This is a genomic window from Mycobacterium sp. E3198 (assembly GCF_001667015.1).
Classification (GTDB): domain Bacteria; phylum Actinomycetota; class Actinomycetes; order Mycobacteriales; family Mycobacteriaceae; genus Mycobacterium.
In genome coordinates, this window is the sequence record NZ_LZIS01000244.1 from 1 (window position 1) to 23,637 (window position 23,637).

Below are 23,637 nucleotides of genomic sequence, written 5' to 3' on the forward strand. Positions count from 1 at the left end.
GCGGCGTCGGCCATCACGCCGAGGTACCGTGCCGACGGTAGCCCGCCCTCCCAGGCGTCGAGCACGTACAGCCACGCCAGCGCGGGATCGGTGGTGGTGTCCGACGAGATGCGCTCCACCCGGCACCGGATCTTCTTGTGCACCCCGAACTCGGAACCCTCCCACCGGTCGAGGTTGACCTCGTCGGCCGGCGTCATGTCGTAGAGCACGACGAACACCTTGGAGCCGGGGTCCTCGACGATGGTCGCCAGGGCGCCTTCCCAGCCGATGTCTTCGCCGCCGAACGTCAGCCGCCACCCGTGCAGCCAGCCGGTTCCGGCCATCGGCGAGTGCGGTGCGCGCTTGAGCATCTGCTCGGGATCCATGTTCGACCCGTACGCGGCGTAGAGCGGCACGGGGAAAGCTTAAACGTCGCGCGCTCGCGCGGTATTCACCCGAGCGTTTAGCGGGCTTCGGGCCGCCCCGATAGGTTAGGGCGTGTGGTGACCCGCATCGTGATCCTCGGTGGGGGGCCGGCCGGTTACGAAGCCGCTCTGGTCGCCGCCACCTCGCACCCCGACACAACCCGCGTCACCGTGATCGACTCGGACGGGGTCGGCGGGGCGGCCGTGTTGGACGACTGCGTGCCGTCCAAGACGTTCATCGCCTCCACCGGGTTGCGCACCGAACTGCGCCGCGCCCCGCGCCTGGGCTTCGACATCGACATCGAGGACGCCAAGATCTCGTTGCCGCAGATCCACGCCCGGGTGCGGACGCTGGCCGCCGACCAGTCGGCCGACATCACCGCCCAGCTGCTGGCGGTGGGCGTCGAGGTGGTGGCGGGCCGCGGCGAGCTGATCGACCCGACGCCAGGGCTGGCCAAGCACCGGGTCAGGGCCACCGCCGCGGATGGCACCACCAGTGAGCACGAGGCCGACGTCGTGCTGATCGCCACCGGCGCCAGCCCGCGGATCCTGCCGTCGGCGCAGCCCGACGGCGAACGCATCCTGACCTGGCGGCAGCTCTACGACCTGGAGGCGCTGCCCGAGCACCTGATCGTGGTGGGCTCCGGGGTGACCGGCGCCGAGTTCGTCAGCGCCTACACCGAGCTGGGCGTACAGGTCACGGTCGCGGCCAGCCGCGACCGGGTGCTGCCCTACGAGGACGCCGACGCCGCGCTGGTGCTGGAGGAGTCGTTCGCCGAGCGGGGCGTCAAGCTGGTCAAGAACGCCCGCGCCGAGTCGGTCACCCGCACCGACGCCGGGGTGCTGGTCACCATGACCGACGGGCGCACCGTCGAGGGCAGCCACGCCCTGATGACCATCGGGTCGGTCCCCAACACCGGCGGCCTGGGGCTGGAGCGGGTCGGCATCGAGCTGGGGCGCGGCGACTACCTGCGGGTCGACCGGGTGTCGCGCACGTCGGTGCCCGGCATCTATGCCGCGGGGGACTGCACGGGGCTGCTGCTGCTGGCGTCCGTCGCGGCCATGCAGGGCCGGATCGCGATGTATCACGCGCTGGGGGAGGGCGTCAGCCCGATCCGGCTGCGCACGGTGGCGGCGACGGTGTTCACCCGGCCCGAGATCGCGGCCGTCGGGGTGCCGCAGTCGATGATCGACGACGGTTCGGTGCCGGCGCGCACGATCATGCTGCCGCTGCGCACCAACGCGCGCGCGAAGATGTCGGGCCTGCGGCAGGGGTTCGTCAAGATGTTCTGCCGCCGCTCCACCGGCGTGGTGATCGGCGGCGTGGTGGTGGCGCCCATCGCCTCCGAGCTGATCCTGCCGATCGCGGTGGCCGTGCAGAACCGCATCACCGTCAACGAACTGGCGCAGACGCTGGCCGTTTACCCGTCGTTGTCGGGTTCGATCACCGAGGCCGCGCGCCGGCTGATGGCCCACGACGATCTGGATTAGCAACTAGCCTGGGTAGCGCTACCGACGAGTAACCGGACAGGAGCCCCCGCAGTGAGCGACCCGATCGACGCGCTGGGACCGCAGCAACGCACGCTGGCCTGGGAGCGCCTCGGCGCCGAGCAGTTCGACGTGGTGGTCATCGGCGGCGGCGTGGTCGGCTCCGGGTGCGCGCTGGACGCCGCCACGCGCGGGCTCAAGGTGGCGCTGGTGGAGGCGCGCGATTTCGCGTCCGGCACGTCGAGCCGGTCGTCGAAGATGTTCCACGGCGGGCTGCGCTACCTCGAGCAGCTGGAGTTAGGCCTGGTCCGCGAGGCGCTGTACGAGCGCGAGCTGTCGCTGACCAAGCTGGCGCCGCACCTGGTCAAGCCGATGCCCTTCCTGTTCCCGCTGACGCACCGGGTCTGGGAACGCCCCTACACCGCCGCCGGCATCTTCCTCTACGACCGCCTGGGCGGCGCGAAATCCGTTCCGGCGCAAAAGCATTTGACCCGGGCGGGTGCCCTGCGGCTGAGCCCGGGCCTCAAGCGCACCTCGCTGATCGGCGGGATCCGCTACTACGACACCGTCGTCGACGACGCCCGCCACACGATGACGGTCGCGCGCACCGCGGCGCACTATGGCGCGGTGGTGCGGTCCTCCACGCAGGTGGTCGCGTTGCTGCGCGAGGGCGACCGGGTGACCGGGGTGCGGGTCCGCGACTCCGAGGACGGCGCGATCACCGAGGTCCGCGGCCACGTCGTGGTCAACGCGACCGGGGTGTGGACCGACGAGATCCAGGCGCTGTCCAAGCAGCGCGGGCGGTTTCAGGTCCGCGCGTCCAAGGGCGTGCACGTCGTGGTGCCCCGCGACCGCATCGTCAGCGACGTCGCGATCATCCTGCGCACCGAGAAGTCGGTGATGTTCGTCATACCGTGGGGCAGCCACTGGATCATCGGCACCACCGACACCGACTGGAACCTGGACCTCGCCCACCCCGCGGCCACCAAGGCCGACATCGACTACATCCTGGGCACCGTCAACACCGTGCTGGCCACCCCGCTGACGCACGCCGACATCGACGGCGTGTACGCCGGGCTGCGCCCGCTGCTGGCGGGCGAGAGCGAGGAAACCTCCAAGCTGTCCCGCGAGCACGCCGTGGCGGTGCCCGCGCCCGGGCTGGTCGCGATCGCCGGCGGCAAGTACACCACCTACCGGGTGATGGCCGCCGACGCGATCGACGCCGCGGCCCAGTTCGTTCCGGCCCGGGTGGCGCCGTCGATCACCGAGAAGGTCAGCCTGCTGGGCGCCGACGGGTACTTCGCGCTGGTCAACCAGGTCGAGCACGTCGGCACGCTGAAGGGTCTGCACCCGTACCGCGTGCGCCACCTGCTGGACCGGTACGGTTCGCTGATCGGCGAGGTGCTGGAGCTGGCGGCCGAAACCCCCGACCTGCTCAGCCCGATCAAGGAGGCGCCGGGATACCTGCGGGTGGAGGCCCTCTACGCCGTCACCACCGAGGGGGCCCTGCATCTCGAGGACATCCTGGCCCGCCGGATGCGCATTTCCATCGAGTACTCGCACCGCGGCGTCGACTGCGCCCGCGAGGTGGCCGAGGTGGTGGCCCCGGTGCTGGGGTGGACCGCCGAGGACGTCGACCGCGAGGTGGCCAACTACACCGCGCGGGTGGAGGCCGAGGTGCTGTCGCAGGCCCAGCCCGACGACGTGTCCGCCGACGAGCTGCGGGCCAGCGCGCCCGAGGCGCGCGCCGAAATCCTCGAGCCGGTGCCGCTCAGTTGAGGCCCGCGCCGCTGCCGGTGCGCGACGGGCTCGGCCCGGCGCGGGTGCGGCTGCGCGGTGGCCCGGTGCTGGCCGAGCTGACCGACCGGTTCGGTGCGGCGGCCCGCGCCAAGGTGCTGGCCGGCGAGGTCGTCGACGCCGACGGCGCGGTGGTCGGTGACGCGACGGTGCTGCGGGCCGGGTCGTTCGTCTACCTCTACCGCGAGCTGCCCGACGAGGTCCCGGTGCCCTTCGACATCCCCGTGCTGTACCGCGACGACGACATCGTCGTCGTCGACAAGCCGCACTTTCTGGCCACCATGCCGCGGGGCCGGCACGTTGAGCAGACCGCGCTGGTCCGGCTGCGCCGCGAACTCGGCCTGCCCGAGCTCAGCCCCGCGCACCGGCTCGACCGGCTGACTGCCGGGGTGCTGCTGTTCACCGCCCGCCGCGAGGCGCGCGGCGCCTACCAGACGTTGTTTGCGGCGGGTGCGGTGCGCAAGACGTACCTGGCGCGGGCCGCCGTCGACCCCGCGCTGGTTTTTCCGCGGGTGGTGCGCAGCCGGATCGTCAAGCGCCGCGGCGTTTTGCAGGCGTGCTGCGAGCCCGGCGCGGCCAACGCGGAGACGTTGGTGCAGCTGGTGTCGCCGGACGGACTGTACCGGCTGACCCCCCGCACCGGGCGCACCCATCAGCTGCGGGTGCACATGGCCTCTCTCGGCCTCCCGATCGAGGGTGATCCGTTGTATCCCAACGTGATTGACGTGCCAGCCGATGACTTCAGCACACCGCTGCGGTTGCTGGCGCAGCGCATGGAGTTCGACGATCCATTCACGGGTGCGCGCCGCGAGTTCGCCAGCGGCCACCCGGGCCCCTGACCAACACGCCGCCGCGGAGTTACGAGATTCGTTGCCCCCGGCGAACTGTCGGTGGCTATGGTGGCGGAACCACGCGCGGCGGCTGCGGTCGACGAGTCTGAGGAGCGCCAGTTGACGACGCCTGATTTGCGGCTGATGGGCGGCATCGGCCGGGGCCCTCCTGGTGGCCGGCACGGTGCTCTGTGCCGCGGTGCTCACCGCGGCCGGGGCGGCCGCCGACGGCCCGGTCCAGTTACGAAGCCGGCTGGGCGACGTTTGTCTGGACGCCCCGAGTGGGAACTTTTTCGCCGCGGTGGTCGTCAACCCCTGCAATGGTGCGGACTCCCAGCGCTGGACTCTCAACGGCCGGCAGCTGCAGAACGTGGCCTCCGGCGGGTGCCTGGTCAATCCCGCGGGCAACGGTGTGTTTGCGCACTTGAGCGCCTGCATCGGAATGTGGGATCAAAACTGGAATTTCGATTCCAACGGTCAGGTCAAGACCGATCCGGGGTGGCTGTGCCTCGCCGTGCTCGGCGGACCGGCCCCCCGGACGTGGGTCTCCACCCGCTATTGCAACGGCGATCCGGGCCAAGCGTGGGATGTCATTTCCTGACGGGGCTGGCCGGGGCCTCCCGAGTCGACCCGACCCACCGCCGTTCTGACGGCGTGAATGCCGCGGGACCGGGTAGCCCGCGGTCATGGACATCACCGTCACCTTCGTGGGCAACGCCACCACGTTGATCAGCGCCGGCGGGCTCACGCTGTTGACCGATCCGAACTTCCTGCACCGGGGGCAGCATGCCTACCTGGGCTACGGGTTGGTGTCCAGGCGGCTGCGGGAACCGGCGCTGCACATCGACGAGCTGCCGCCCGTCGACGCCGTGGTGCTGTCGCACCTGCACGGCGATCACTGGGATCGGGTGTCGCAGAAACGCCTCGATCACGGGCTGCCGATCGTCACCACACCGCACGCCGCCAAGCGGCTGCACCGCCGCGGCTTCGGTCACGCGCTGGGGCTCTCGACATGGCAGCGGCACACAGTCACCAAGGGGGGCAACACCGTTCACCTCACCGCGCTGCCGGGTCGGCACGCGCCGCTGGGGGTCCATCGGCTGCTGCCGCCGGTGATGGGCACCATGCTGGAGTTCGTCGCCGCCGACCGCTCGGTGCGCCGGCTCTACGTGTCCGGCGACACCCTGCTCGTGGAGGAGCTCGACGAGATTCCGGTGCGTTTCGACTCGATCGACGCCGGCGTGCTGCACCCGGGCGGGACGCGGCTGCCGGCCGGCCGGCGGCTTCCGTTCGGGCTGACGGTGACCATGGACGGCCGCCAGGGCGCGGAGCTGGTGGCAAAGCTCGCGCTGCCCACCATGATCCCCGTGCACTTCGACGACTACACCGTGTTCGCGTCGCCGCTGGCGGACTTCGTCGAACAGATGAAGCGGCGCGGCATGGGCGACCGAATCATCGAATTGGACCGCGGCGCCTCCGCGACCGTGTGACGGGCGCGCGGCCGCCTAGCTGCAGATTTACTTCGCTGGCTAACCTCGTCGGTATATCGTTCGTCTCATCCGGTACTCGAACGAACAGAGATCGGGGGGCCACTCGTGAGGCGCCGACGTGTAGTGTTTCCGCGCTGGTCGCGACGCGGTCAACCCGACGTTGCCGGGTCGTTGTCCGCATACGGAATGTGAGATGTCATGGATCTTCTGGCGCTGCCCCCCGAGGTGACCTCGGCGCTCATCCACTCCGGACCTGGAGCGGGCTCGCTGATCGAAGCGTCCGCCGCGTGGCAGGCCCTCACCATCGAATTGGAGAACTCGGCCAGCACCTACACGTCGGCGTTGTCCACGCTCAGTGAGTCGTGGAAGGGTCCCTCGTCGGCGGCGATGGTGGAGGCCGTCCAGCCCTACGTCACGTGGCTGCGGAGCACCGCGCAGCAATCGCAGCAGTTGGCCGAATCTGCGAACGCCGCCGCGGCGGCGTTCAACTCGGCGCAAGCGACCGTGGTGCAGCCCGCGGCGGTGACCGCCAACCGCACCCGGCTTGCGCAACTGATAGCCACCAACGGGTTCGGCCGCAATCTTCCGGCCATCGCGGCGACCGAAGACCAGTACCAGGCGATGTGGGCGACCAACTCCGCGGCGCTGAGCCGCTATCAGGCGGCCACCACGCAGGCGCTCGATCTGCAGCAGTTCCTGTCGCCGCCGGCGATCACCGATCCGGCGGGGACGGCCGCGCAGGCCGCCGCGACGTCCAGTGCCGCGGCCGCTCCGGCGCAGTCGATCGGCCAGTTCCTGGAGTCCATCGTCGGCACCCCGCTCGGCTTCGACCCCAACGTGGGTTGGTTCGGACTGGCGAACACCTATGCCAACCAGTTCATCTCGTCCGGATTCCCCATCAACATGCTGAGCTATATCGCACAGAGCACCTCGGCGCAGGCGTTGCAGAGCGTGGGCGGCGACATCGGCCAGGGCCTGTCGGAAGGCGAGTCGGCGCTGGGGGCGGTGGGGGCGAACTTGGCCAGTGCGGTCAGGGCGGCCGGGTCGGCGGCGCCCGCCGGGGCAATGGGGGTAGGGGTGTCGATCGGCAAGCTGACCGCGCCGCCCGCGGTGGTCGGGCTGCTGCCGGCCTCCCAGACGCCGGTCCAACTCGCCTCGGCGGCATCGCCTTTGGACGGCGCGGACGCCGGGTTCGGAATGCTGCCGCCGTTGATGCCGCCGCCCATCTCGGCCGGCAGCGGCTGGCGCAAGCGCAAGCAACCGACGCCCGAGGAGCTGCAGGTTGGCGCGGAGGTCAAGGGCAAAGTGATGCGCCCACCGCCGTCGGCGGGATGAGGACGATCGAATGTGCTGCCGCACACGGCAGTCGAGAGTCGCCACAGAGCGGCGGGGCTGAGACGTCATGGACTTCGGGACGCTGCCCCCAGAGATCAGCTCGGCGCTGATCCACTCCGGACCCGGTGCCGGTTCGCTGATCGAGGCGGCCGCCGCATGGGAGCGGCTGGGCACCGAGTTGGAGGAATCCCTGCCCAACTACTCCTCGGTGCTGTCCACGATGACCGAAACCTGGCAGGGTCCGTCCTCGGCGGCGATGACGCAGGCGGTCGACCCCTACCTCGGGTGGTTGCGCACCACCGCGCAGCAGTGCGACCAGGTCGGCTCCTCGATGCAGGCCGTCGCGGCCGCATTCGAATTGGCTTGCCGCACAGTGGTCTTCCCGGTCCAGGTCGCCACCAACCGGACCCGGCTGGCCCAGCTGATCGCCACCAACTGGCTCGGCACCAACTCCGTGGCGATCGCCGAGACCGACGCCCAGTACGAAGCCATGTGGGTGAACAACTCGGCGGCGATGTATCGCTACGCGGCAACCGCGGCGCAAGCGACCCGGCTGCCCCAGTTCTCCTCGCCGCCCGCGATCGCCAACCCCGCCGCGGCCGCCACGACGGCCGTGGCGGCCGCTCCGGCGCAGTCGGCGATCGGGGATTTTCTGACGTCGGTCCTCAGCACCCCGTTGGGCTTCAACCCGCAGGCCGGGTGGTTCGGGCTGGCCAACGCGTACGCCGACCAGTTCATCGCAGGTGGGATCCCCATCAACCTGCTCAGCTATCTGGCGCAGCTGAACGCCGCCCAGGCGCTGCAGAGCGTGGGCGGCGAGGTGGGCCAGGGCCTGGCGGAGGGCGAGTCGGCCCTGGGTGTGCCGGAGGGGGTGGGAACGATCAGCGCGCTGCGCGCCGCCGGGTCGGCGCCGACCGCGGCGGTGGGCGTCGGGGTTTCCATGGGCCGGCTGACCTTTCCGCCCGCCACCGTCGGAATGTTGGCCGCCGCGAAAACGCCGGTGCAGCTGGCCGCGGCGGTATCGCCGCTTCCGGCCGGGGAATCCGGGTTCCCGTTCATGCCGCCGCCGATGATGCCGCCGGTGGCGCCGCGCAAAAAGGGCAAGCGCGACGGGGGCAAATACGACGACATCGAGATCGGGCTGGAGATCAAGGGCACGTTCATGACCCGGCCGCCCTCAGCGGGATGACCCCCCGGGCCCGGCGGGTTCGGTGGGCGTGTCCTCGGCCAGCGTGAAGTAGTTCTCCTCCTCCTGCACAAAGTGCAGCCGCAGCAACGCGTGCAGCCCGTACAGGCAGGCGAGCAGGTCGTCGACCTGGTCGGGGGCGATGCGGCCGCCGCTCTGGGCCAGGGCCAGGTGCGCGCCGATCCGGTCCGACAACCGTTGTATCTCGGCGTGGGTCCGGCTCATCGTGGCGGTGGCCTCGCCGGTGCCCAACGGATGGGCCAGGGCGGGGTAGAGCTGGGTTTCCTCGGCCCGTTCGTGGGGAAGGATGCGCTCCACGAGCAGGCCGTGGGCACGCGTAACCGCTTGCAGCGCGGCCTGATCCGGCGCTTCGGCCAATCGGTCGGCCGCTTCCCGCAGCAGGCCGACGGTGTCGCGCAGCTCGTCGTGTTCGGTGTCGAAGCGGCGCAGCATCCGTTCGGTTTGCTCGGGCAGGTCGACGTCGAGGGACGGGTCGCCCCGCAGGGCCCGCAACGCGTTGAGAATCACGGCTACGTCGATGCCCTCCTGCAGCAGTGCGCCGGCGGCCGGCGGCAGCCACCCGAGTGCTGCTGCGGCCATCGCGGCCAGCGACAGGCCCATGCCGACGACGGCGCTCTGCACGGCGATGCGCCGTGACCACCGGGCGATGTCCATCGCGTCCGCGAGCCGCTCCAGGCGATCGGTGGTCAACACGATGTCGGCGGCCTCCGAGGACGCGGTGGCGCCGCGGGCGCCCATCGCCACGCCGACGCCGGCCGCGGCCAGCGCGGGGGCGTCGTTCACGCCGTCGCCGACCATCACCGTGACCGCGCGGCCCTGTTCGGCGCGCACGGCGGCCACCTTGTCGGCCGGGCTCTGCTCGGCGTAGACGTCGTCGAGCCCCAGCACGGCGGCCACCTCGCGGGCGGGCTCGGCCCGGTCGCCGGTGAGCATCACCAATCGCCGCAACCCGGCGCCGCGCAACCGGCGCACCGTCCGCGGCGCGTGACGGCGCAGCGGGTCGCGCAGCAGCACCGCACCGGCCGGTCGGCCGTCGACGCAGACCCAGGCGATCGCGGCGGTGTCCAGCAGGGCCCGGTTCACCGCCGCGCGGCCCCACTCCGCGGACGTGTCGCCGGCGAGCTTGCCGACGTAGACGCGCTGGCCACCGACGGTGGCGGTGACGCCCCGCCCGGGTTCCTCGACCACGCCGGTGGGCAGCGACAGCCGCAGGCCGCGGGCGAGCGCTTCGGTGACGATCGCCTCGGCGAGCACGTGCGGGGACAGCTGATCCACCGAGGCGGCCAGCCGCAGGATGTCGATGGCGTCGCGCCCCGGCGCGGCCGCCACGTCGACGACGACCGGCCGCCCCCTGGTCAGCGTGCCGGTCTTGTCCATCACCAAAGTCGTTGCGTGGCCCAGGTTTTCCAGCGCGGCGCCGCCGCGGACCACCACGCCCCGGCGCGAGGCGCGCGACAGCCCCGACACGATGGCCACCGGGGCCGCCAGCAGCAACGGGCACGGCGTCGCCACCACCAGCACGGCCACCGCCCGCACCGCCGACCCGCTGGCCAGCCACGCCCCGCCGGCCACCGACAGGGCCAACGGCAGGAACCACGCGGCGTACCGGTCGGCCAGCCGCACCACCGGCGCGGTCTGCGCGCCGGCCTCCGCGGCCAGCCGCACGATCTGCGCGTACGTGCTGTCTTCGGCCGTGGCCGTCGCGCGCATGTCGAACGCGCCGCCGGCGTTGACCACCCCGCTGCGCACCGGTTCGCCGACCCCGCGTTCCACCTGCAGCGGCTCGCCGGTCAGCACCGACTCGTCGAGCACCGCGGCCGCGCCGGCGACGCGCCCGTCCACGGGCACCACCTCGCCGGGGCCGACGACCAGCAGGTCGTCGATCGCCACGTCGGCCGCCTCGATCGTGGTCACCGCCGAACCGACCCGGCGGCGGGCGAACCGCGGGGCGTGTTCGAGCAGGGCCCGCAGGTCGTGCGACGCGCGCCGCTCGGCCGCGGCCTCCAGCGCCCGGCCGCCGGCCAGCATCACGGCGATCAACGCGCCGGCCAGATACTCGCCGACCAGCAGCGTGCCGACCAGCGACAGCACCGCGATGAGGTCCACCCCGAACCGGCCGCGGCGCAGCGCCGCCAGCACCCACACCGTCGCCGGAACCAGGGCCGTCGCCGTCCCCGCGATCCAGCACCCGTCGGCGACGTCGTGCGCGCCGACCAGCCAGGCGATCCCGCCCGAGGCCAGCGCACCGACGCTCAGCGCCACCAAAACCGCAAATCCCTTGCCGCCCACACCGTTCCCCTCGGGAATACAGGCCTTGTCGTCAGCGTGAACCGCATTCGCCGGGTCGACTAGGGCCGGGTGTCACATCACTGGCACATCCTGGGCCAGGAATTGCGAGTACCACCGCCACCTGAATTGAGGACTCAGGTCACTAGTCGCGGCGGACAAATTCCGGTGAACATTGCTGACGTGACCGAATTACCTGCCCCGACGTCCGCGGGCGCCCTCCCGATTTCCACCCTCATCGGCGAACCGGTGGCGCGCGTCGCCGCCGACGCCACGGTTGCCGACGTCGCCAACGCCCTGGTGACCGTCGACGCCGGGGCGGTCGTGGTCGGTGACGACAGCCGGCCCGCGGCGCTGGTCAGCGAGCGCGACGTCGTTCGGGTGGTGGCCCGCGGGCAAAACCCGGCCAGGGTCCTGGCCGCCGACGTGGCCAGCACCAAGCTGGTGTGGTGTGACGCAGCCGCGACGGTTGACGAGGTGTCGGCCCGGATGATGGATCACTACATCCGCCACATCCTGGTCGAGCACGACGGCGCACTGGCCGGCATCGTCTCGGCGCGCGACCTGCTCGGCGTCTACAGCGCCTACGGCGTCGATATCGATTCGGCGTGAAGCGGCGCCGGCTGGCCTGCGTCGTCGGCGGCGGCCTGGCCGGCCTGACGGGATGGGACCTGTTGCAACGCCGCCACACCATCCTGCGCAACTATCCGGTCATCGGGCACCTGCGGTTCCTGCTCGAAGCGGTCGGCCCGGAGCTGCGCCAGTACATCGTCACCGACAACGACGCGGAGCGGCCGTTCAGCCGCGACCAGCGGCGCTGGGTGTACACGTCCTCGAAGCTGTCCAACCGGTACTTCGGGTTCGGCACCGACAACGACCTGGAACGGGTGCACAACTATCCGGTCATCAAGCACGCGGCGTTCCCCGCGCCCACCCCCGCCGGCGAAGCCGGGCATCCCGACCCGGGGGTGCCCTTGCCGGCGGCCAAGGTGCTCGGCGGCGCGCGGGGCCGCGCCAGGGCCTTCCGGCCCGCGTCGCTGGTCAACGTCTCGGCGATGAGCTTCGGCTCGCTGTCCGGCGCGGCCGTCACCGCGCTCAACAAGGGCGCGGCCCTGGCGGGCGCCCTGCACACCACCGGCGAGGGTGGGGTGTCGCCGTATCACCTGCACGGCGGCGACCTGGTCTGGCAGATCGGCACCGGTTACTTCGGCTGCCGCGACGACGACGGCGGCTTCAGCCTGCCCCGCCTGATCGACCGGGTCGCGGCGACGCCGTCCATCCGGGCCATCGAGATCAAGCTGAGCCAGGGCGCCAAGCCCGGCCTGGGCGGCATGCTGCCCGGCGCCAAGGTCACCCCCGAGATCGCCGCGATCCGCGGGATCCCGGTCGGGGTGGACTGCAAGAGCCCCGCCGGCCACTCCGCCTTCCGCGACGTCGACGGGCTGCTCGAGCTGGTGGAGACCATCGCGGCCGAGACGGGCCTGCCGGTGGGCATCAAGTCGGCGGTCGGTCAGGAGCCGTTCTGGCTGCAGCTGGCCGACCGGATGGCCCGCACCGGCACCGGAGTCGACTTCGTGACGGTCGACGGCGGCGAGGGTGGCACCGGCGCGGCCCCGCTGGTCTTCACCGACCACGTGGCCTTGCCCTTCAAGTGGGCGCTGCCCCGCGTCTACCGGGCCTTCGCCGAGGCGGGCCTGCACCACGACGTGGTGTTCATCGGCTCGGGCAAGCTGGGCATCCCCGAAAACGCCCTGCTGGCCCTGGCCGCGGGCTGCGACATGGTCAACGTCGCGCGGACTGCCATGTTTTCGATCGGGTGCATCCAGGCCCAGCGCTGCCACACCGGCCGCTGCCCCTCCGGCGTCGCCACCCAGTCACCGTGGCTGCAGCACGGCCTGGACCCGGCTTTGAAATCGGTGCGCTGCGCGAACTACCTTGCCACCCTGCGCTTCGAGCTGCTGTCGCTGGCGCGCGCCTGCGGGCACGTCCACCCCGCCCTGGTGCCGCTGGGCGCGATCGAGCTGCTCGACGTCGACCTCAAGACCGTGCGGGCCGACGAGTTGCTCGGCTACCAGCCCGGCTGGGGCGTGCCCGGCCCGGCCGACGTCGCGGCGATCACCGCCGCGATGGCCTAGCCGGCGGCCGGCTTAGCCGGTGGCCGCGGTCGCCGCGCGGGACTCGATCATGCGATTGCGGACGATGTGCTCGACGAGGATCGGCACGAAGGTCTGCACGGGCGCGTCGACGAACTGCTGGGCGGCCTGCTCACACCAGCCCCTGATCTGGGCGGCTCGCCGCTCGTCGCCCAACCCCTCGTGGCGGGCCAGCTTGTCCGCGACCTCGGCGACCGACCGCGCGACCGCGGAACGCTCGGCCGGAAAGTCGGGATCGGCCGGAACCGGGGCTGGTTCCGAGGCTTCTTGCAGCACCCGGCGAGCCACCTCTTCGCCGGTGTCCGGCCGGATCACGTGCAACGTGACGTGACGACCGTCCTCGCCGAACAGGATGACGCTGGTCGGCTCGTCGCTGATGAAGCCCAGCAATTCGACGGCGTGCCCGGCGATTTCGACCTCCGGCGGCGTCTCATGCCAGCCGTTGCGGCGGTAGCCCACCATCACGACCCGCCCGAGCCGGCCGAACAGCGACGCGGCCAGGTCCGGTAGTTCGTCGGCGAGGTTGGTCGATCGTGGCCACCAGGCCCCGTCGAGGTGTTCCGACGCGGACCGATAGGGCTTGAGCCCCAACCGATTTTCGTGCTCCATCGCAACCAGGCTACGGGCAAAGCGACCGGGCCGCGACTCGAACGCCGCGGGTGGCCGGAGTGTGTCGCGGGCGTGAACGGCAGGTTGCGCCAGGGACTTTGGGCCGGATCCGCGGCCCGACGAAGACGACTTAAGCCCCTGTCGTATCGGCACCCGCACGGCGATGATGGGCGAATGCGAACCGCCTATCACAGGGAGCTGGACGACTTGGCCGCGCGGCTGGGCGAGATGTGCGGATTGGCCGGGGTGGCAATGAAGCGGGCGACCCAGGCCTTGCTCGAAGCGGACATCGAGGCGGCCGAGCGGGTGATCCGGGACCACGAGCGCATCGTTGAGATGCGCGCGCAAGCCGAGAAGGAGGCGTTCGCGCTGTTGGCGTTGCAGCAGCCGGTGGCCGGCGAGCTGCGGGCGATCTTCAGCTCGATACAGATCATCGCCGACACCGAACGAATGGGCGCGCTGGCCGTGCACGTGGCCGAGATCGCCCGGCGGGAGTACCCGAAGCAGGCGCTTCCCGACGACGTCCGCGGCTGTTTCGCGGAGATGGGCAAGGTGGCAATTGCCCTGGGCGACAGCGCAAAACGGGTGCTGGTGTCACGCGACCCGGAGCAAGCCGCTCAACTGCGCGAACAAGACGAGGCGATGGACGAGCTGTACCGGCAGCTGTTCGCCGCGCTGATCGATCGGAACTGGCGGCACACCGTCGCCGCCGGTGTGGAGGCGGCCTTGCTCGGCCGGTTCTACGAGCGCTTCGCCGACCACGCCGTCGAAATCGGTCGCCGCGTCATCTTCATGGATAGCGGTGTGCTGCCGGCCGAGGACGAAATCCCGTGACCACTGTGCTGGGCTCGGCGGCGCTGACGGCCGACCGGGTCGCCGGCGCTCCGGTGGAGCAGGTCCTGGGCTGGCTGGACAGTTCGGCCGCCGGGCTGTCGAGCGCCGAGGCCGCCGCCCGGCTGGCCCGGCACGGCCCGAACGCGGTGCGGACGCACCGCGTCAACGCGCTCGCGGTGTTGGGCCGCCAGCTGCGCAGCGCGGTGCTCATCCTGCTGGCCGGCACGGCGATCGTCTCGTACTTCCTCGGCGACAGCATGCAGGCGGTCATCATCTTCGTGATCCTTGCCGCCAGCATCGGTTTGGGTTTCGTCAACGAATACCGCGCCGAGCACGCCGCCGCCGAGTTGCACGGCCGGGTGCGCCACAACGCGCTGGTGCGCCGCGACTCGACGTTCGTCTCGGTCAGGGTCACCGAGCTGGTTCCGGGCGACGTCATCCGGCTGTCGCTGGGCGAGGCCGTGCCCGCCGACGTCCGCCTGATCGAGGCCACCGGCCTGGAATGCAACGAGAGCATCCTCACCGGGGAGTCGATGGGTTCGGAGAAATCGCCCGAGGCGGTGCCGGCGGGCGCCGAGCTGGCCGAATCGACGGACCTGGCGTTCATGGGCACCATCGTCAGCGCCGGGGAGGGCGTTGGCGTGGTGTACGCCACCGGCAAGGACGCCGAATTCGGCCGCATCGCAGCGGGTTTGGACAAGCGGCAACCGGAGACCGATTTCCAGGTGGGCCTGCGCCGGTTCTCCTATCTGCTGTTGCAGGTGGCGATCGCGCTGATGGTCGTCATCCTGGCGAGCAACCTGCTGCTCGAGAAGCCGATCATCGATTCCGTGCTGTTCTCGCTGGCGATCGCGGTCGGCATCACGCCGCAGCTGCTGCCCGCCGTGGTCAGCACCAGCCTGGCGACGGGGTCGCGGCAGCTGGCCAAGGCCAAGGTCCTCGTCAAGCGCCTGGTGTGCATCGAGGACCTGGGCGACATCGACATCCTGATCACCGACAAGACGGGCACCCTGACCGAGGGCCGGATCCGCCTGGTCGACGCGATCGACCCGTCCGGCACGCCCGCCGAACCGGTCCGGCGGCTCGGGCTACTGGCCACCGACGTCGACCTGGAATCCGTTGGGGTGAGCGCCAATCCGCTCGACACCGCGCTATGGGAGTCCCCCGAGCCGCAGCGGTTGGTGGGCGAGGCGGTGCGCCGGGTCGCGACGCTGCCGTTCGACCACGAGCGCCGCGCGTCGTCGGTGTTGGTCGACGACAACGGGACGCGCCTGCTCGTGGTCAAGGGCGCGCCCGAGCAGGTGCTGGCGGGCTGCCCGGGGGCGGCCGCCGTCGCGCAGGAGACCCTCGCGGGTCTGTTCGCCGCCGGGCGCCGGGTGGTTGCCGTCGCCACCCGCCCCGCGGCCGAGCTGACGGGGATCACCCCCGACGACGAACGCGACCTGACGCTGGCCGGCTTCCTGGTCTTCGCCGACGAACCCAAAGCCGCGGCGCGCGGGTCGCTGTCGCAGCTGGCGGCGCTGGGCATCGAACTCAAGATCGCCACCGGCGACAACGCGCGGGTCGCCGAAAAGGTCTGCGCCGACCTCGGTTTGGCGTCCAAGGGCACGGTCACCGGCGCCGAGCTCGAACCCCTCGACGACGAGGGGTTCGTCGACGCGGCACAACGCCACACCATCTTCGCCCGCATCTCGCCGGAGCAGAAGGCGCGGCTGATCGTCTCGCTGCGCCGCAACGGGCGATCGGTCGGCTTCCTCGGCGACGGCGTCAACGACGCGCTGGCCCTGCACGCCGCCGACGTGGGGATCTCGGTCGACGGCGCCACCGACGTCGCCAAGGACGCGGCCGACGTGGTGCTGCTGGAAAAGGACCTGGGCGTGCTGGCCACCGGGGTCGCCGAGGGCCGGCGGATCTTCGCCAACACCATCAAGTACGTGCTGATGGGCACCTCGAGCAACTTCGGCAACATGTTCAGCGCGGCCGCCGCCTCGGCGCTGCTGCCGTTCCTGCCGATGCTGCCCAGCCAGATCCTGCTGAACAACCTGCTCTACGACAGCTCGCAACTGGCGATCCCGACCGACCGGGTCGACGAGGAACAGCTGCACGCGCCGTCGCACTGGAACGTCGCGTTCATCCGCCGGTTCATGCTGATCTTCGGGCCGATCAGCTCGTTGTTCGATTTCCTGACGTTCGGGTTGATGCTCGGCGTGCTGGACGCCGGCGCCATCGAGTTCCGCACCGGCTGGTTCGTGGAATCGCTTGCGACGCAAACGCTGATCATCTTCGCGATCCGCACGAGGATGGTGCCGTTCTTCCGCAGCCGGCCCAGCGTCCAGCTCGCGGTCACCAGTCTCACGGTGGTGGCGGTGGGCGTGGCGCTGACCATTTCGCCGCTGGCCCACACGCTGGGCTTCACAACGCTGCCGTGGCAGTTCTTCGCCGTGCTGGGGGGCTTCGTCGCGATCTACCTGGTCCTGGTGGAGCTCGCCAAGCTGATGTTCTACGCCGAGCCGATGAATCACACCGCGGCTCCGCGACGCACCCGTGGGGATGCGCATCGCATCCGGCGCCGCGCCGCGCGCTTCCACTACGCTCCGGGAGCATGAGCGAAGAGCACGCGCTGGTCATTGTCGCCGGTTACCAGGACCTCGAGTCGGCCCGCACCGACTTCGAAACCCTCACCGAGGCGACCAAAGCCAAGGACGTCGCGCTGCGGGGCGCGGTGCTGGTCGGCAAGGACGCCGACGGCAGTCCCGTCCTGGTGGACACCGGCAATCGGCTCGGTCGCCGGGGCGCCGCGTGGGGCGCCGCGGCGGGCCTGGCCGTCGGCCTGTTCTCGCCGGCGCTGTTGGCCTCCGCCGCGGTCGGCGCGGCGGCCGGGGCGCTGGCGGGCACGTTCGCCAACCACCGGATCAAGAGCGGGCTGGCCGACAAGATCGGCGCGGCGCTGGCCGCCGGCAGCGGCCTCGTCATCGCCGTGACGCCCGCGGGCGGCCGGCTGGCCGTCGAGCGGGCGCTGGGTGGCTCGCCGATGAAATCCGTTGCCGAGCTGCCCCATTCCACCCTGCGGAGCCTGGGCGCGGCGCTGGAAGAGGCGATGGGGAAGTTCAATCCCGACCGCACCAAACTGCCACTGCCGCAACGCGGCTTCGGCGGCACCATCGGTCGCACCATGGCGGACTCCGTCGGCGACTGGACGATCGTTCCCGGCGCGAAGGCGCGCGACGGCGCGCCGAACGTGCTGATCGTCCTCATCGACGACGCCGGGTTCGGCGGCCCGGACACCTTCGGCGGCGCGATCCGCACCCCGACGCTGACCCGGGTGGCCCAAAGTGGGCTGACCTACAACCGCTTTCACGTCACCGCGGTGTGCTCGCCGACCCGGGCGGCGCTGCTGACCGGGCGCAACCACCACCGGGTGGGCTTCGGCTCGGTCTGCGAGTTCCCAGGCCCCTTCCCCGGCTACTCGTCGGTCAAGCCACGCAGCTGCGCCGCGCTGCCGCGCATCCTGCGCGACAACGGTTACGTCACGGGCGGTTTCGGCAAGTGGCACCTGACCCCCGACAACGTCCAGGGGGCGGCCGGACCGTTCGACAACTGGCCGCTGGGCTGGGGCTTCGACCACTTCTGGGGCTTTTTGACCGGCGCCGCCGGCCAGTACGACCCCATCATCACCGAAGACAACACGGTGATCGGCGTGCCGCAGGGCTCGAACTCTCAGGACGGCAAGCCCTATTACTTCCCCGACGACCTCACCGACAAGGCCGTCGAGTGGCTGCACAGCGTGCGGGCCCAGGACGCCGAGAAGCCATGGCTGATGTACTACTGCACCGGCGCGACCCACGCACCGCACCACGTGTTCAAAGAATGGGCCGATAAATACCGCGGCCAGTTCGACGAGGGCTGGGACACCTACCGGCGCAAGACATTCGAACGGCAGAAGGAGCTCGGGGTCATTCCGCCCGACACCGAGCTCACCGAGCGGCCCGACCTGTTCCCCGCGTGGGAGGGCCTGTCGGACAACGAGAAACGACTCTACGCCCGCCAAATGGAGGTCTTCGCCGGGTTCTCGGAAAACGCCGACTGGAACGTGGGCCGGCTGCTCGACGCGATCGAGGACCTCGGCGAGTCGGACAACACGCTGGTCTTCTACATCTGGGGCGACAACGGCGCCAGCATGGAGGGCACCGTCACCGGCTCCTTCAACGAGATGACGTTTTTGAACGGGCTGATGCTCGACGCCGACCACCAACTCGAACTCATCGAACAGTACGGCGGCATCGAGGCCCTGGGCGAAGAGCACACCGCGCCGCACTTCGCCAGCGCCTGGGCGCACGCGAACAACACCCCGTTTCAGTGGGGCAAGCAGATGGCCAGCCACCTCGGCGGCGCCCGCGATCCGATGGTGGTCGCCTGGCCGGCCCGGATCCGGCCCGACACCGCGGTGCGGTCTCAGTTCACCCACTGCATCGACGTGGTGCCCACCGTGCTGGAGGCGATCGGGCTACCCGAGCCGACCCATGTCGACGGCTTCGAGCAGGAACCCGTGGACGGCGTCAGTTTCGCGCACACCTTCAACGACGCGGCGGCCGAAGAGCGGCACACCGTGCAGTATTTCGAAATGTTCGGTAGCCGCGCCATTTATAAGGATGGCTGGTGGGCGTGCACCCGACTCGACAAGGCGCCCTGGGACCTGTCCCCGGAGACGCTGCAGCGGTTCGCGCCCGGCCGCTACGACCCGGACGACGACGTGTGGGAGCTGTACTACCTGCCCGACGACTTCTCGCAGGCGAAAAACGTTGCGGCCACCCATCCCGACAAAGTCGCCGAACTGACGCGGCTGTGGTGGGCCGAGGCCGAACGCAACCGGGTGCTGCCGCTGCTGGGCGGCCTCGCGGTGATGTTCGGCAGCCTGCCGCCGCTGCCCACCACCAGCCGGTTCACCTTCAAGGGAGACGTGCAGAACGTCCAGCGCGGCACGGTGCCACGCATCTTCGGCCGCTCCTATGCCATCGAGGCGCGGCTGGTGGTCCCCGACGACGGCGCGCAGGGCGTGATCGTCGCCAACGGCGACTTCATCGGCGGGTTCGCCCTGTGGGTCGACGAGGACCGGCGGTTGCGCCACACCTATTCGCTGCTCGGCGTGGACACCTACCGCCAGGTGTCCTCCGAGCCCATCCCGACGGGCGAGGTGAGGGTGCGGATGTTGTTCGAATCCGAGCGGCCGGTGCCCGGCTCCGGCGGCCGGGTGACGCTGTGGGCCGGCGATCGGCTGATCGGTGCGGGTGAGCTGCCCAAGACGGTGCCGCTGGCCTTCACGTCCTACGCCGGGATGGACATCAGCCGCGACAACGGCCTGGTCGTCGACCGCCACTACGAGGACAAGGCGCCCTACGCGTTCACCGGGACGGTCAAGGAGGTCGTCTTCGACCTCAAACCCGTTGCGCCCGAAGCCGAGCAGGCGCTGCACGAACACGCCGCCGTCCAGTCCGTCGGCCGGGGCGCCGCGGGTTGATGCCGCGGCTCAACTACTGTTGGGCCCGAACGACATTCGCGCCGGCAAGGCCGGATAGAATGCCCCGGTCGATCTGGTCGGCGACGGAGGCCCCGCCGTTTGAGACGGTCTGCGGGCAGCTGCAGCTGAGGTCGTTGAACACGCTGGGGTCGGCGCCGGCGGGCGCCGCGATCGCCACGGCAGCCCCGACGGCAAGGGCGGCGCAGGCAAGGATTTTCGATACCACTCGTTGGTCTCCGCGCTAGTTGGTACCGGAAACTCTAAGTGGCAAGGGTCGCGGCCGCGCTAGCGCGGCGTTTCGATTTCGTTAAGAAGCGTGCACGGGGCAGTAAGCCCGGATGGCCGCGCCGACGAAGTAGCCGGCGTGGTAGCCGTCCAGGCCGCTGTTGGCCTCCACGGTCGACGCGACCTGGGACGGGGTCTTGCCGTTGTCGAGCTCGTCGCACACCTCATGGCCGGCGATGATGGCCTTGTCCGGCGCGGCGAAGTGGATGCCCTTGGCGGTCAGGGCCCCCAAAAACGCGTCGTCGACCGCGTCGGCATGGGCGACCGGGGCCGCCGCGACGGGCGCCAGCGCGGCCAGCGCGACCACGAAGGCGGCCCACACGCGTGACATGTCCCGTCCTCCCTCAGCCGCGGATGTTGCACGTTACAGCTTCGCACAGAGCAGCGAACGCACATTGCAATCAGGGCGAGAGAAACCTGACGACGCCGCGTTACGCCGCGCGTTAGGCCGCCGGGATATCCGCGTATTGCGGGCAGTACGCGCGTTCGGCCAGCGCGACGAAGAACCCGGCGTTGTTGCCGTCGAGGGTGCTGCTGTTCATCACGTCCGTCGCGATCTGTTCCTGCGTCTTGCCCATGTCGAGCTGGTGGCAGACCAGATGGCCGGCCGCGATGGCGGCCTTGGGCGAATCGTGGGCGATGCCGTGGGCGTGCAACGCCGCGATGAACGCGTCGTCGTTGCCGTCGGCCCACGCGGTCGGCGCCGGGGCCAGCGGGCCGAGCAGCCCGACGGCGGGTACGAAGCCGGCCGCCAGCAGCGGGAGCAGCAGGCGGGCCTTGCGGCTGCGGGTGCTCGTCATTTTTTGATACCCCCAAGGGTTCTAAGATCCGGTGTTCGACGACTGAAGGTTCGACCTAGAACGTTGCAAGTAGGTTACAGCTTGGCATCGTCCAATCATCGTAGATGTTGCGAACATCGCAACATTGGTTATGTCGTCCGGGCGCGCTCGGTAACTTGACGGCATGCCGTACGCGCGCTGGTGGACGCTCGCCGTCCTGACGGCATGCGCGGTCTACCTGGCGGGCTGCAGCGAGCGGCACGTGTCGGCGGCCAGCGCCCGAGACCTGTCCGCCACGTTGCGTTCCGGCGGCATGGACCGCACGTACACGTTGCACGTGCCGCCCGGCGACCCCGTCGGCCTGGTGCTCAGCCTGCACGGCGGCGGCGGCACCGGAACCGGGCAGCAGGGCCTGACCGACTTCGACACCGTCGCCGACGCCAACCGCCTGCTGGTGGCCTATCCCGACGGTTTCGACAAGAGCTGGGCCGACGGGCGCGGGGCGTCGCCGGCGGATCGCCACCACGTCGACGACGTCGGTTTCCTCGTCGCGCTGGCGGGCAAGCTGCGAAGCGACTACAACATCGCGCCCGGGCACGTCTTCGCCACCGGCATGTCCAACGGGGGCTTCATGACCAACAAGCTGGCGTGCGAACGCGCCGACGTCTTCGCCGCGATCGCGCCGGTGGCGGGCACGTTGGGCACCGGCGTGGCCTGCCACCCGTCGCGGCCGGTGTCGGTGCTGGCCGCGCACGGCACCGCCGACCCGCTGGTGCCGTTCAACGGCGGGAACGTGCGGGGACGCGGCGGGGTCAGCCACTCGGTGGCGGCGAGCACGATGGTGGACACGTGGCGCTCGGCCGATGGCTGCCAAGGTGATCCGTCGCCGCAGGCCTTGCCCAACGTCGGCGACGGCACCGTCGTGCACCGCTACGACTCCGCGCCGTGCGCGGCGTCGACCGAGGTGGTCTTCTACCAGATCGACAACGGCGGACACACCTGGCCCGGCGGCAAACAGTATCTGCCCCAGGCGATCATCGGGCGCACCTCGCGGGCGCTGGACGCCTCGGAGGTCATAGCGCAGTTTTTCCTCGCCCACGCGCGCGATTAGCCCGGAGGCGACGGCGGACCGATCTTGTTACTATGCCTCATGGCGGCGATCGTCTCATCCGGTCTCTCTGCGGGAATTCGCTTGAAGTGCAATCGATTTGGCGCCGCCGCGAGCCTTCTGTCGATCGGCGCGGTGCTGTTGTCGGCGTGCGGTGGCGACCATCACACCGCCGGGGGCGCCGCGCCGGCGAGCGCGCCGCCGGCGAAGGTCGCCTGCGGCGGCAAGCCGACGCTGCGGGCCAGCGGTTCCACCGCCCAGGGGAACGCGATGACCCGATTCGTCAAGGCCTTCGAACTCACCTGCGCGGGGCAGACCCTGAATTACACGCCCAACGGTTCCGGCGCGGGCATCAGCGAATTCCTGGGCAACCAGACGGATTTCGCCGGGTCGGACTCGCCGCTGAACGCCGACGAGTACGCACGGGCCCAGCAGCGGTGCGGCTCGCCCGCGTGGAACCTGCCGGTGGTGTTCGGCCCCATCGCGATCGCCTTCAACGTCAACGGGGTGAGCGCGCTGAGCCTCGACGGTCCCACCGCGGCCCGGATCTTCAACGGCGCCATCACGACCTGGAACGATCCCGCGATCCAGGCGCTCAATCCCGGCGCCGCCCTGCCCGCCGAGCCGATCCGCGTCGTGTTCCGCAGCGACCAGTCCGGCACCACGGACAACTTCCAGCGCTACCTCGACACCGCGTCCAACGGAGCGTGGGGCAAGGGCGCCGGGAAAACGTTCAACGGCGGTGTCGGTGAGGGCGCCAAGGGCAACGACGGCGCCGCCGCGGCCGTCAAGGCCACCGAGGGCTCGATCACCTACAACGAATGGTCCTTCGCCGAAGCCCAACACTTGAACACGGCCAAGATCATCACGTCGGCCGGCCCGGACCCGGTGGCGATCGCGGTGGATTCGGTGGGCAAGACGATCTCCGCCGCCTGGTTTCTGAAGCAGGGCAACGACTTGGCCCTCGACACGATCTCGTTCTACCGGCCGAACCAGCCCGACGCCTACCCGATCGTGCTGGCCACCTACGAGATCGTGTGCTCGAAATACGCCGACCCCCACGTCGGCGCGGCCGTGCAGGCGTTCCTGCGCAGCACGATCGGTGCCGGGCAGGACGGCCTGGCGGACAACGGATACATCCCGATCCCGCCGGAGTTCAAGTCGCGGTTGTCGGCCGCCGTCGACGCCATCTCATGACGCGCGGTAGCGCGGGCAGTACGCCGCCACGCTGGCGCCGATGAAATACCCGGCGTGGTAGCCGTCCAGGCCGCTGTTGGCCATCACCTCGGAGGCGATGTCGGGCTTCTGCTTACCGAGGTCGAGTTCATCGCAGACCTCGTGACCGGCGATGACCGCGGCTTGCGGCGACGCGAATTGGATGCCCTTGTTCTTCACCGCCGTCACGAACGCGTTGTCGACCGCATCGGCGTGCGCGGCCGGGGACGCCACCGCCGCCAGGCCGAGCAGCGTGGCCACCGCGCCCAGGCCGCGCGCTATCCGGGTGGTCGCTGACACCG

The 23,637-nt window shown here is 70.6% G+C and carries 19 protein-coding genes and 1 pseudogene; 14 read left to right on the plus strand and 6 right to left on the minus strand.

Translation table 11 applies throughout. The features are described 5' to 3' along the window. Positions 1-395: gamma-glutamylcyclotransferase (locus A5673_RS24945; RefSeq protein WP_068238793.1), on the minus strand; the 395-nt coding region annotated here is incomplete at its 3' end. Between the two features lie 84 nt (positions 396-479). Here A5673_RS24945 and A5673_RS24950 point away from each other — a divergent pair. From A5673_RS24950 to A5673_RS24980, 7 genes and pseudogenes are all read left to right on the plus strand, one after another. After that, complete coding sequence (locus A5673_RS24950) at positions 480-1,895, plus strand: NAD(P)H-quinone dehydrogenase (RefSeq protein WP_068238795.1); 1,416 nt, start codon at positions 480-482, stop codon at positions 1,893-1,895. Positions 1,896-1,946: 51 nt separating this feature from the next. Beyond that, positions 1,947-3,671, plus strand: a complete 1,725-nt coding sequence (locus A5673_RS24955; RefSeq protein ID WP_068238797.1) for a glycerol-3-phosphate dehydrogenase/oxidase — start codon at positions 1,947-1,949, stop codon at positions 3,669-3,671. Continuing rightward, a complete protein-coding gene (locus tag A5673_RS24960; RefSeq protein ID WP_068238799.1) occupies positions 3,668-4,528 on the plus strand; it encodes a pseudouridine synthase in 861 nt (286 codons plus the stop codon). Before A5673_RS24955 ends, A5673_RS24960 begins: the two co-directional genes overlap by 4 nt. 135 nt (positions 4,529-4,663) lie before the next feature. After that, positions 4,664-5,120 (plus strand): annotated as a pseudogene (locus A5673_RS24965) (RICIN domain-containing protein). Between the two features lie 85 nt (positions 5,121-5,205). Next, positions 5,206-6,009 (plus strand): MBL fold metallo-hydrolase, encoded by an 804-nt coding sequence (locus tag A5673_RS24970; RefSeq protein WP_068238801.1) that lies wholly within the window; start codon positions 5,206-5,208, stop codon positions 6,007-6,009. A gap of 198 nt (positions 6,010-6,207) precedes the next feature. Then, positions 6,208-7,344, plus strand: a complete 1,137-nt coding sequence (locus A5673_RS24975; protein WP_068238803.1) for a PPE family protein — start codon at positions 6,208-6,210, stop codon at positions 7,342-7,344. Between the two features lie 67 nt (positions 7,345-7,411). Beyond that, entirely contained in the window at positions 7,412-8,533 is a 1,122-nt protein-coding gene (locus A5673_RS24980) for a PPE family protein (protein WP_068238805.1), read from the plus strand. Here A5673_RS24980 and A5673_RS24985 read toward each other — a convergent pair. Next, entirely contained in the window at positions 8,522-10,840 is a 2,319-nt protein-coding gene (locus A5673_RS24985; RefSeq protein ID WP_231971453.1) for a heavy metal translocating P-type ATPase, read from the minus strand. The two genes, A5673_RS24980 and A5673_RS24985, sit on opposite strands and share 12 nt — an antisense overlap. Before the next feature lie 180 nt (positions 10,841-11,020). On the opposite strand from A5673_RS24985, the gene A5673_RS24990 reads away from it, so the two are divergent. Then, positions 11,021-11,449: a CBS domain-containing protein gene (locus tag A5673_RS24990; RefSeq protein WP_068238809.1), complete on the plus strand. Its 429-nt coding sequence runs from the start codon at positions 11,021-11,023 to the stop codon at positions 11,447-11,449. Beyond that, positions 11,446-12,972 carry an FMN-binding glutamate synthase family protein gene (locus A5673_RS24995; protein WP_068238810.1) on the plus strand — a complete coding sequence of 509 codons (1,527 nt, stop codon included), beginning with the start codon at positions 11,446-11,448 and terminating at the stop codon, positions 12,970-12,972. Before A5673_RS24990 ends, A5673_RS24995 begins: the two co-directional genes overlap by 4 nt. Positions 12,973-12,984: 12 nt before the next feature. Here the strand turns inward: A5673_RS24995 and A5673_RS25000 are convergent, their stop codons facing one another. Further along, positions 12,985-13,599, minus strand: coding sequence for a DUF5994 family protein (locus A5673_RS25000; protein ID WP_068238812.1), 615 nt, complete (start codon positions 13,597-13,599; stop codon positions 12,985-12,987). A 174-nt stretch (positions 13,600-13,773) separates the two neighbouring features. Here A5673_RS25000 and phoU point away from each other — a divergent pair, with 174 nt between their 5' ends. The 3 genes from phoU to A5673_RS25015 are packed head-to-tail and all read left to right on the plus strand — an operon-like array spanning position 13,774 to position 19,948. Beyond that, on the plus strand, positions 13,774-14,433 hold the full coding sequence (gene phoU, locus A5673_RS25005; protein ID WP_068238814.1) for a phosphate signaling complex protein PhoU: 660 nt from the start codon (positions 13,774-13,776) through the stop codon (positions 14,431-14,433). Continuing rightward, complete coding sequence (gene mgtA / locus A5673_RS25010; RefSeq protein ID WP_068238816.1) at positions 14,430-17,039, plus strand: magnesium-translocating P-type ATPase; 2,610 nt, start codon at positions 14,430-14,432, stop codon at positions 17,037-17,039. The genes phoU and mgtA overlap by 4 nt, the downstream gene beginning before the upstream one ends. Next, positions 17,036-19,948 carry an arylsulfatase gene (locus tag A5673_RS25015; RefSeq protein WP_068238818.1) on the plus strand — a complete coding sequence of 971 codons (2,913 nt, stop codon included), beginning with the start codon at positions 17,036-17,038 and terminating at the stop codon, positions 19,946-19,948. Before mgtA ends, A5673_RS25015 begins: the two co-directional genes overlap by 4 nt. Before the next feature lie 307 nt (positions 19,949-20,255). Here the strand turns inward: A5673_RS25015 and A5673_RS25025 are convergent, their stop codons facing one another. Together A5673_RS25025 and A5673_RS25030 are read right to left on the minus strand one after the other, a co-directional pair. Continuing rightward, on the minus strand, positions 20,256-20,564 hold the full coding sequence (locus A5673_RS25025) for a DUF732 domain-containing protein (protein ID WP_068238823.1): 309 nt from the start codon (positions 20,562-20,564) through the stop codon (positions 20,256-20,258). A 112-nt stretch (positions 20,565-20,676) separates the two neighbouring features. After that, positions 20,677-21,033 carry a DUF732 domain-containing protein gene (locus A5673_RS25030; protein WP_068238824.1) on the minus strand — a complete coding sequence of 119 codons (357 nt, stop codon included), beginning with the start codon at positions 21,031-21,033 and terminating at the stop codon, positions 20,677-20,679. A gap of 163 nt (positions 21,034-21,196) precedes the next feature. On the opposite strand from A5673_RS25030, the gene A5673_RS25035 reads away from it, so the two are divergent. Both A5673_RS25035 and pstS read left to right on the plus strand, forming a co-directional pair. Further along, a complete protein-coding gene (locus A5673_RS25035) occupies positions 21,197-22,123 on the plus strand; it encodes a PHB depolymerase family esterase (RefSeq protein ID WP_068238826.1) in 927 nt (308 codons plus the stop codon). Positions 22,124-22,204: 81 nt separating this feature from the next. Further along, positions 22,205-23,317 (plus strand): phosphate ABC transporter substrate-binding protein PstS, encoded by a 1,113-nt coding sequence (pstS, locus tag A5673_RS25040; RefSeq protein ID WP_068238829.1) that lies wholly within the window; start codon positions 22,205-22,207, stop codon positions 23,315-23,317. Here pstS and A5673_RS25045 read toward each other — a convergent pair. Then, positions 23,312-23,635 (minus strand): DUF732 domain-containing protein, encoded by a 324-nt coding sequence (locus A5673_RS25045; RefSeq protein WP_231971454.1) that lies wholly within the window; start codon positions 23,633-23,635, stop codon positions 23,312-23,314. The two genes, pstS and A5673_RS25045, sit on opposite strands and share 6 nt — an antisense overlap. Between the last annotated feature and the right edge of the window lie 2 nt (positions 23,636-23,637).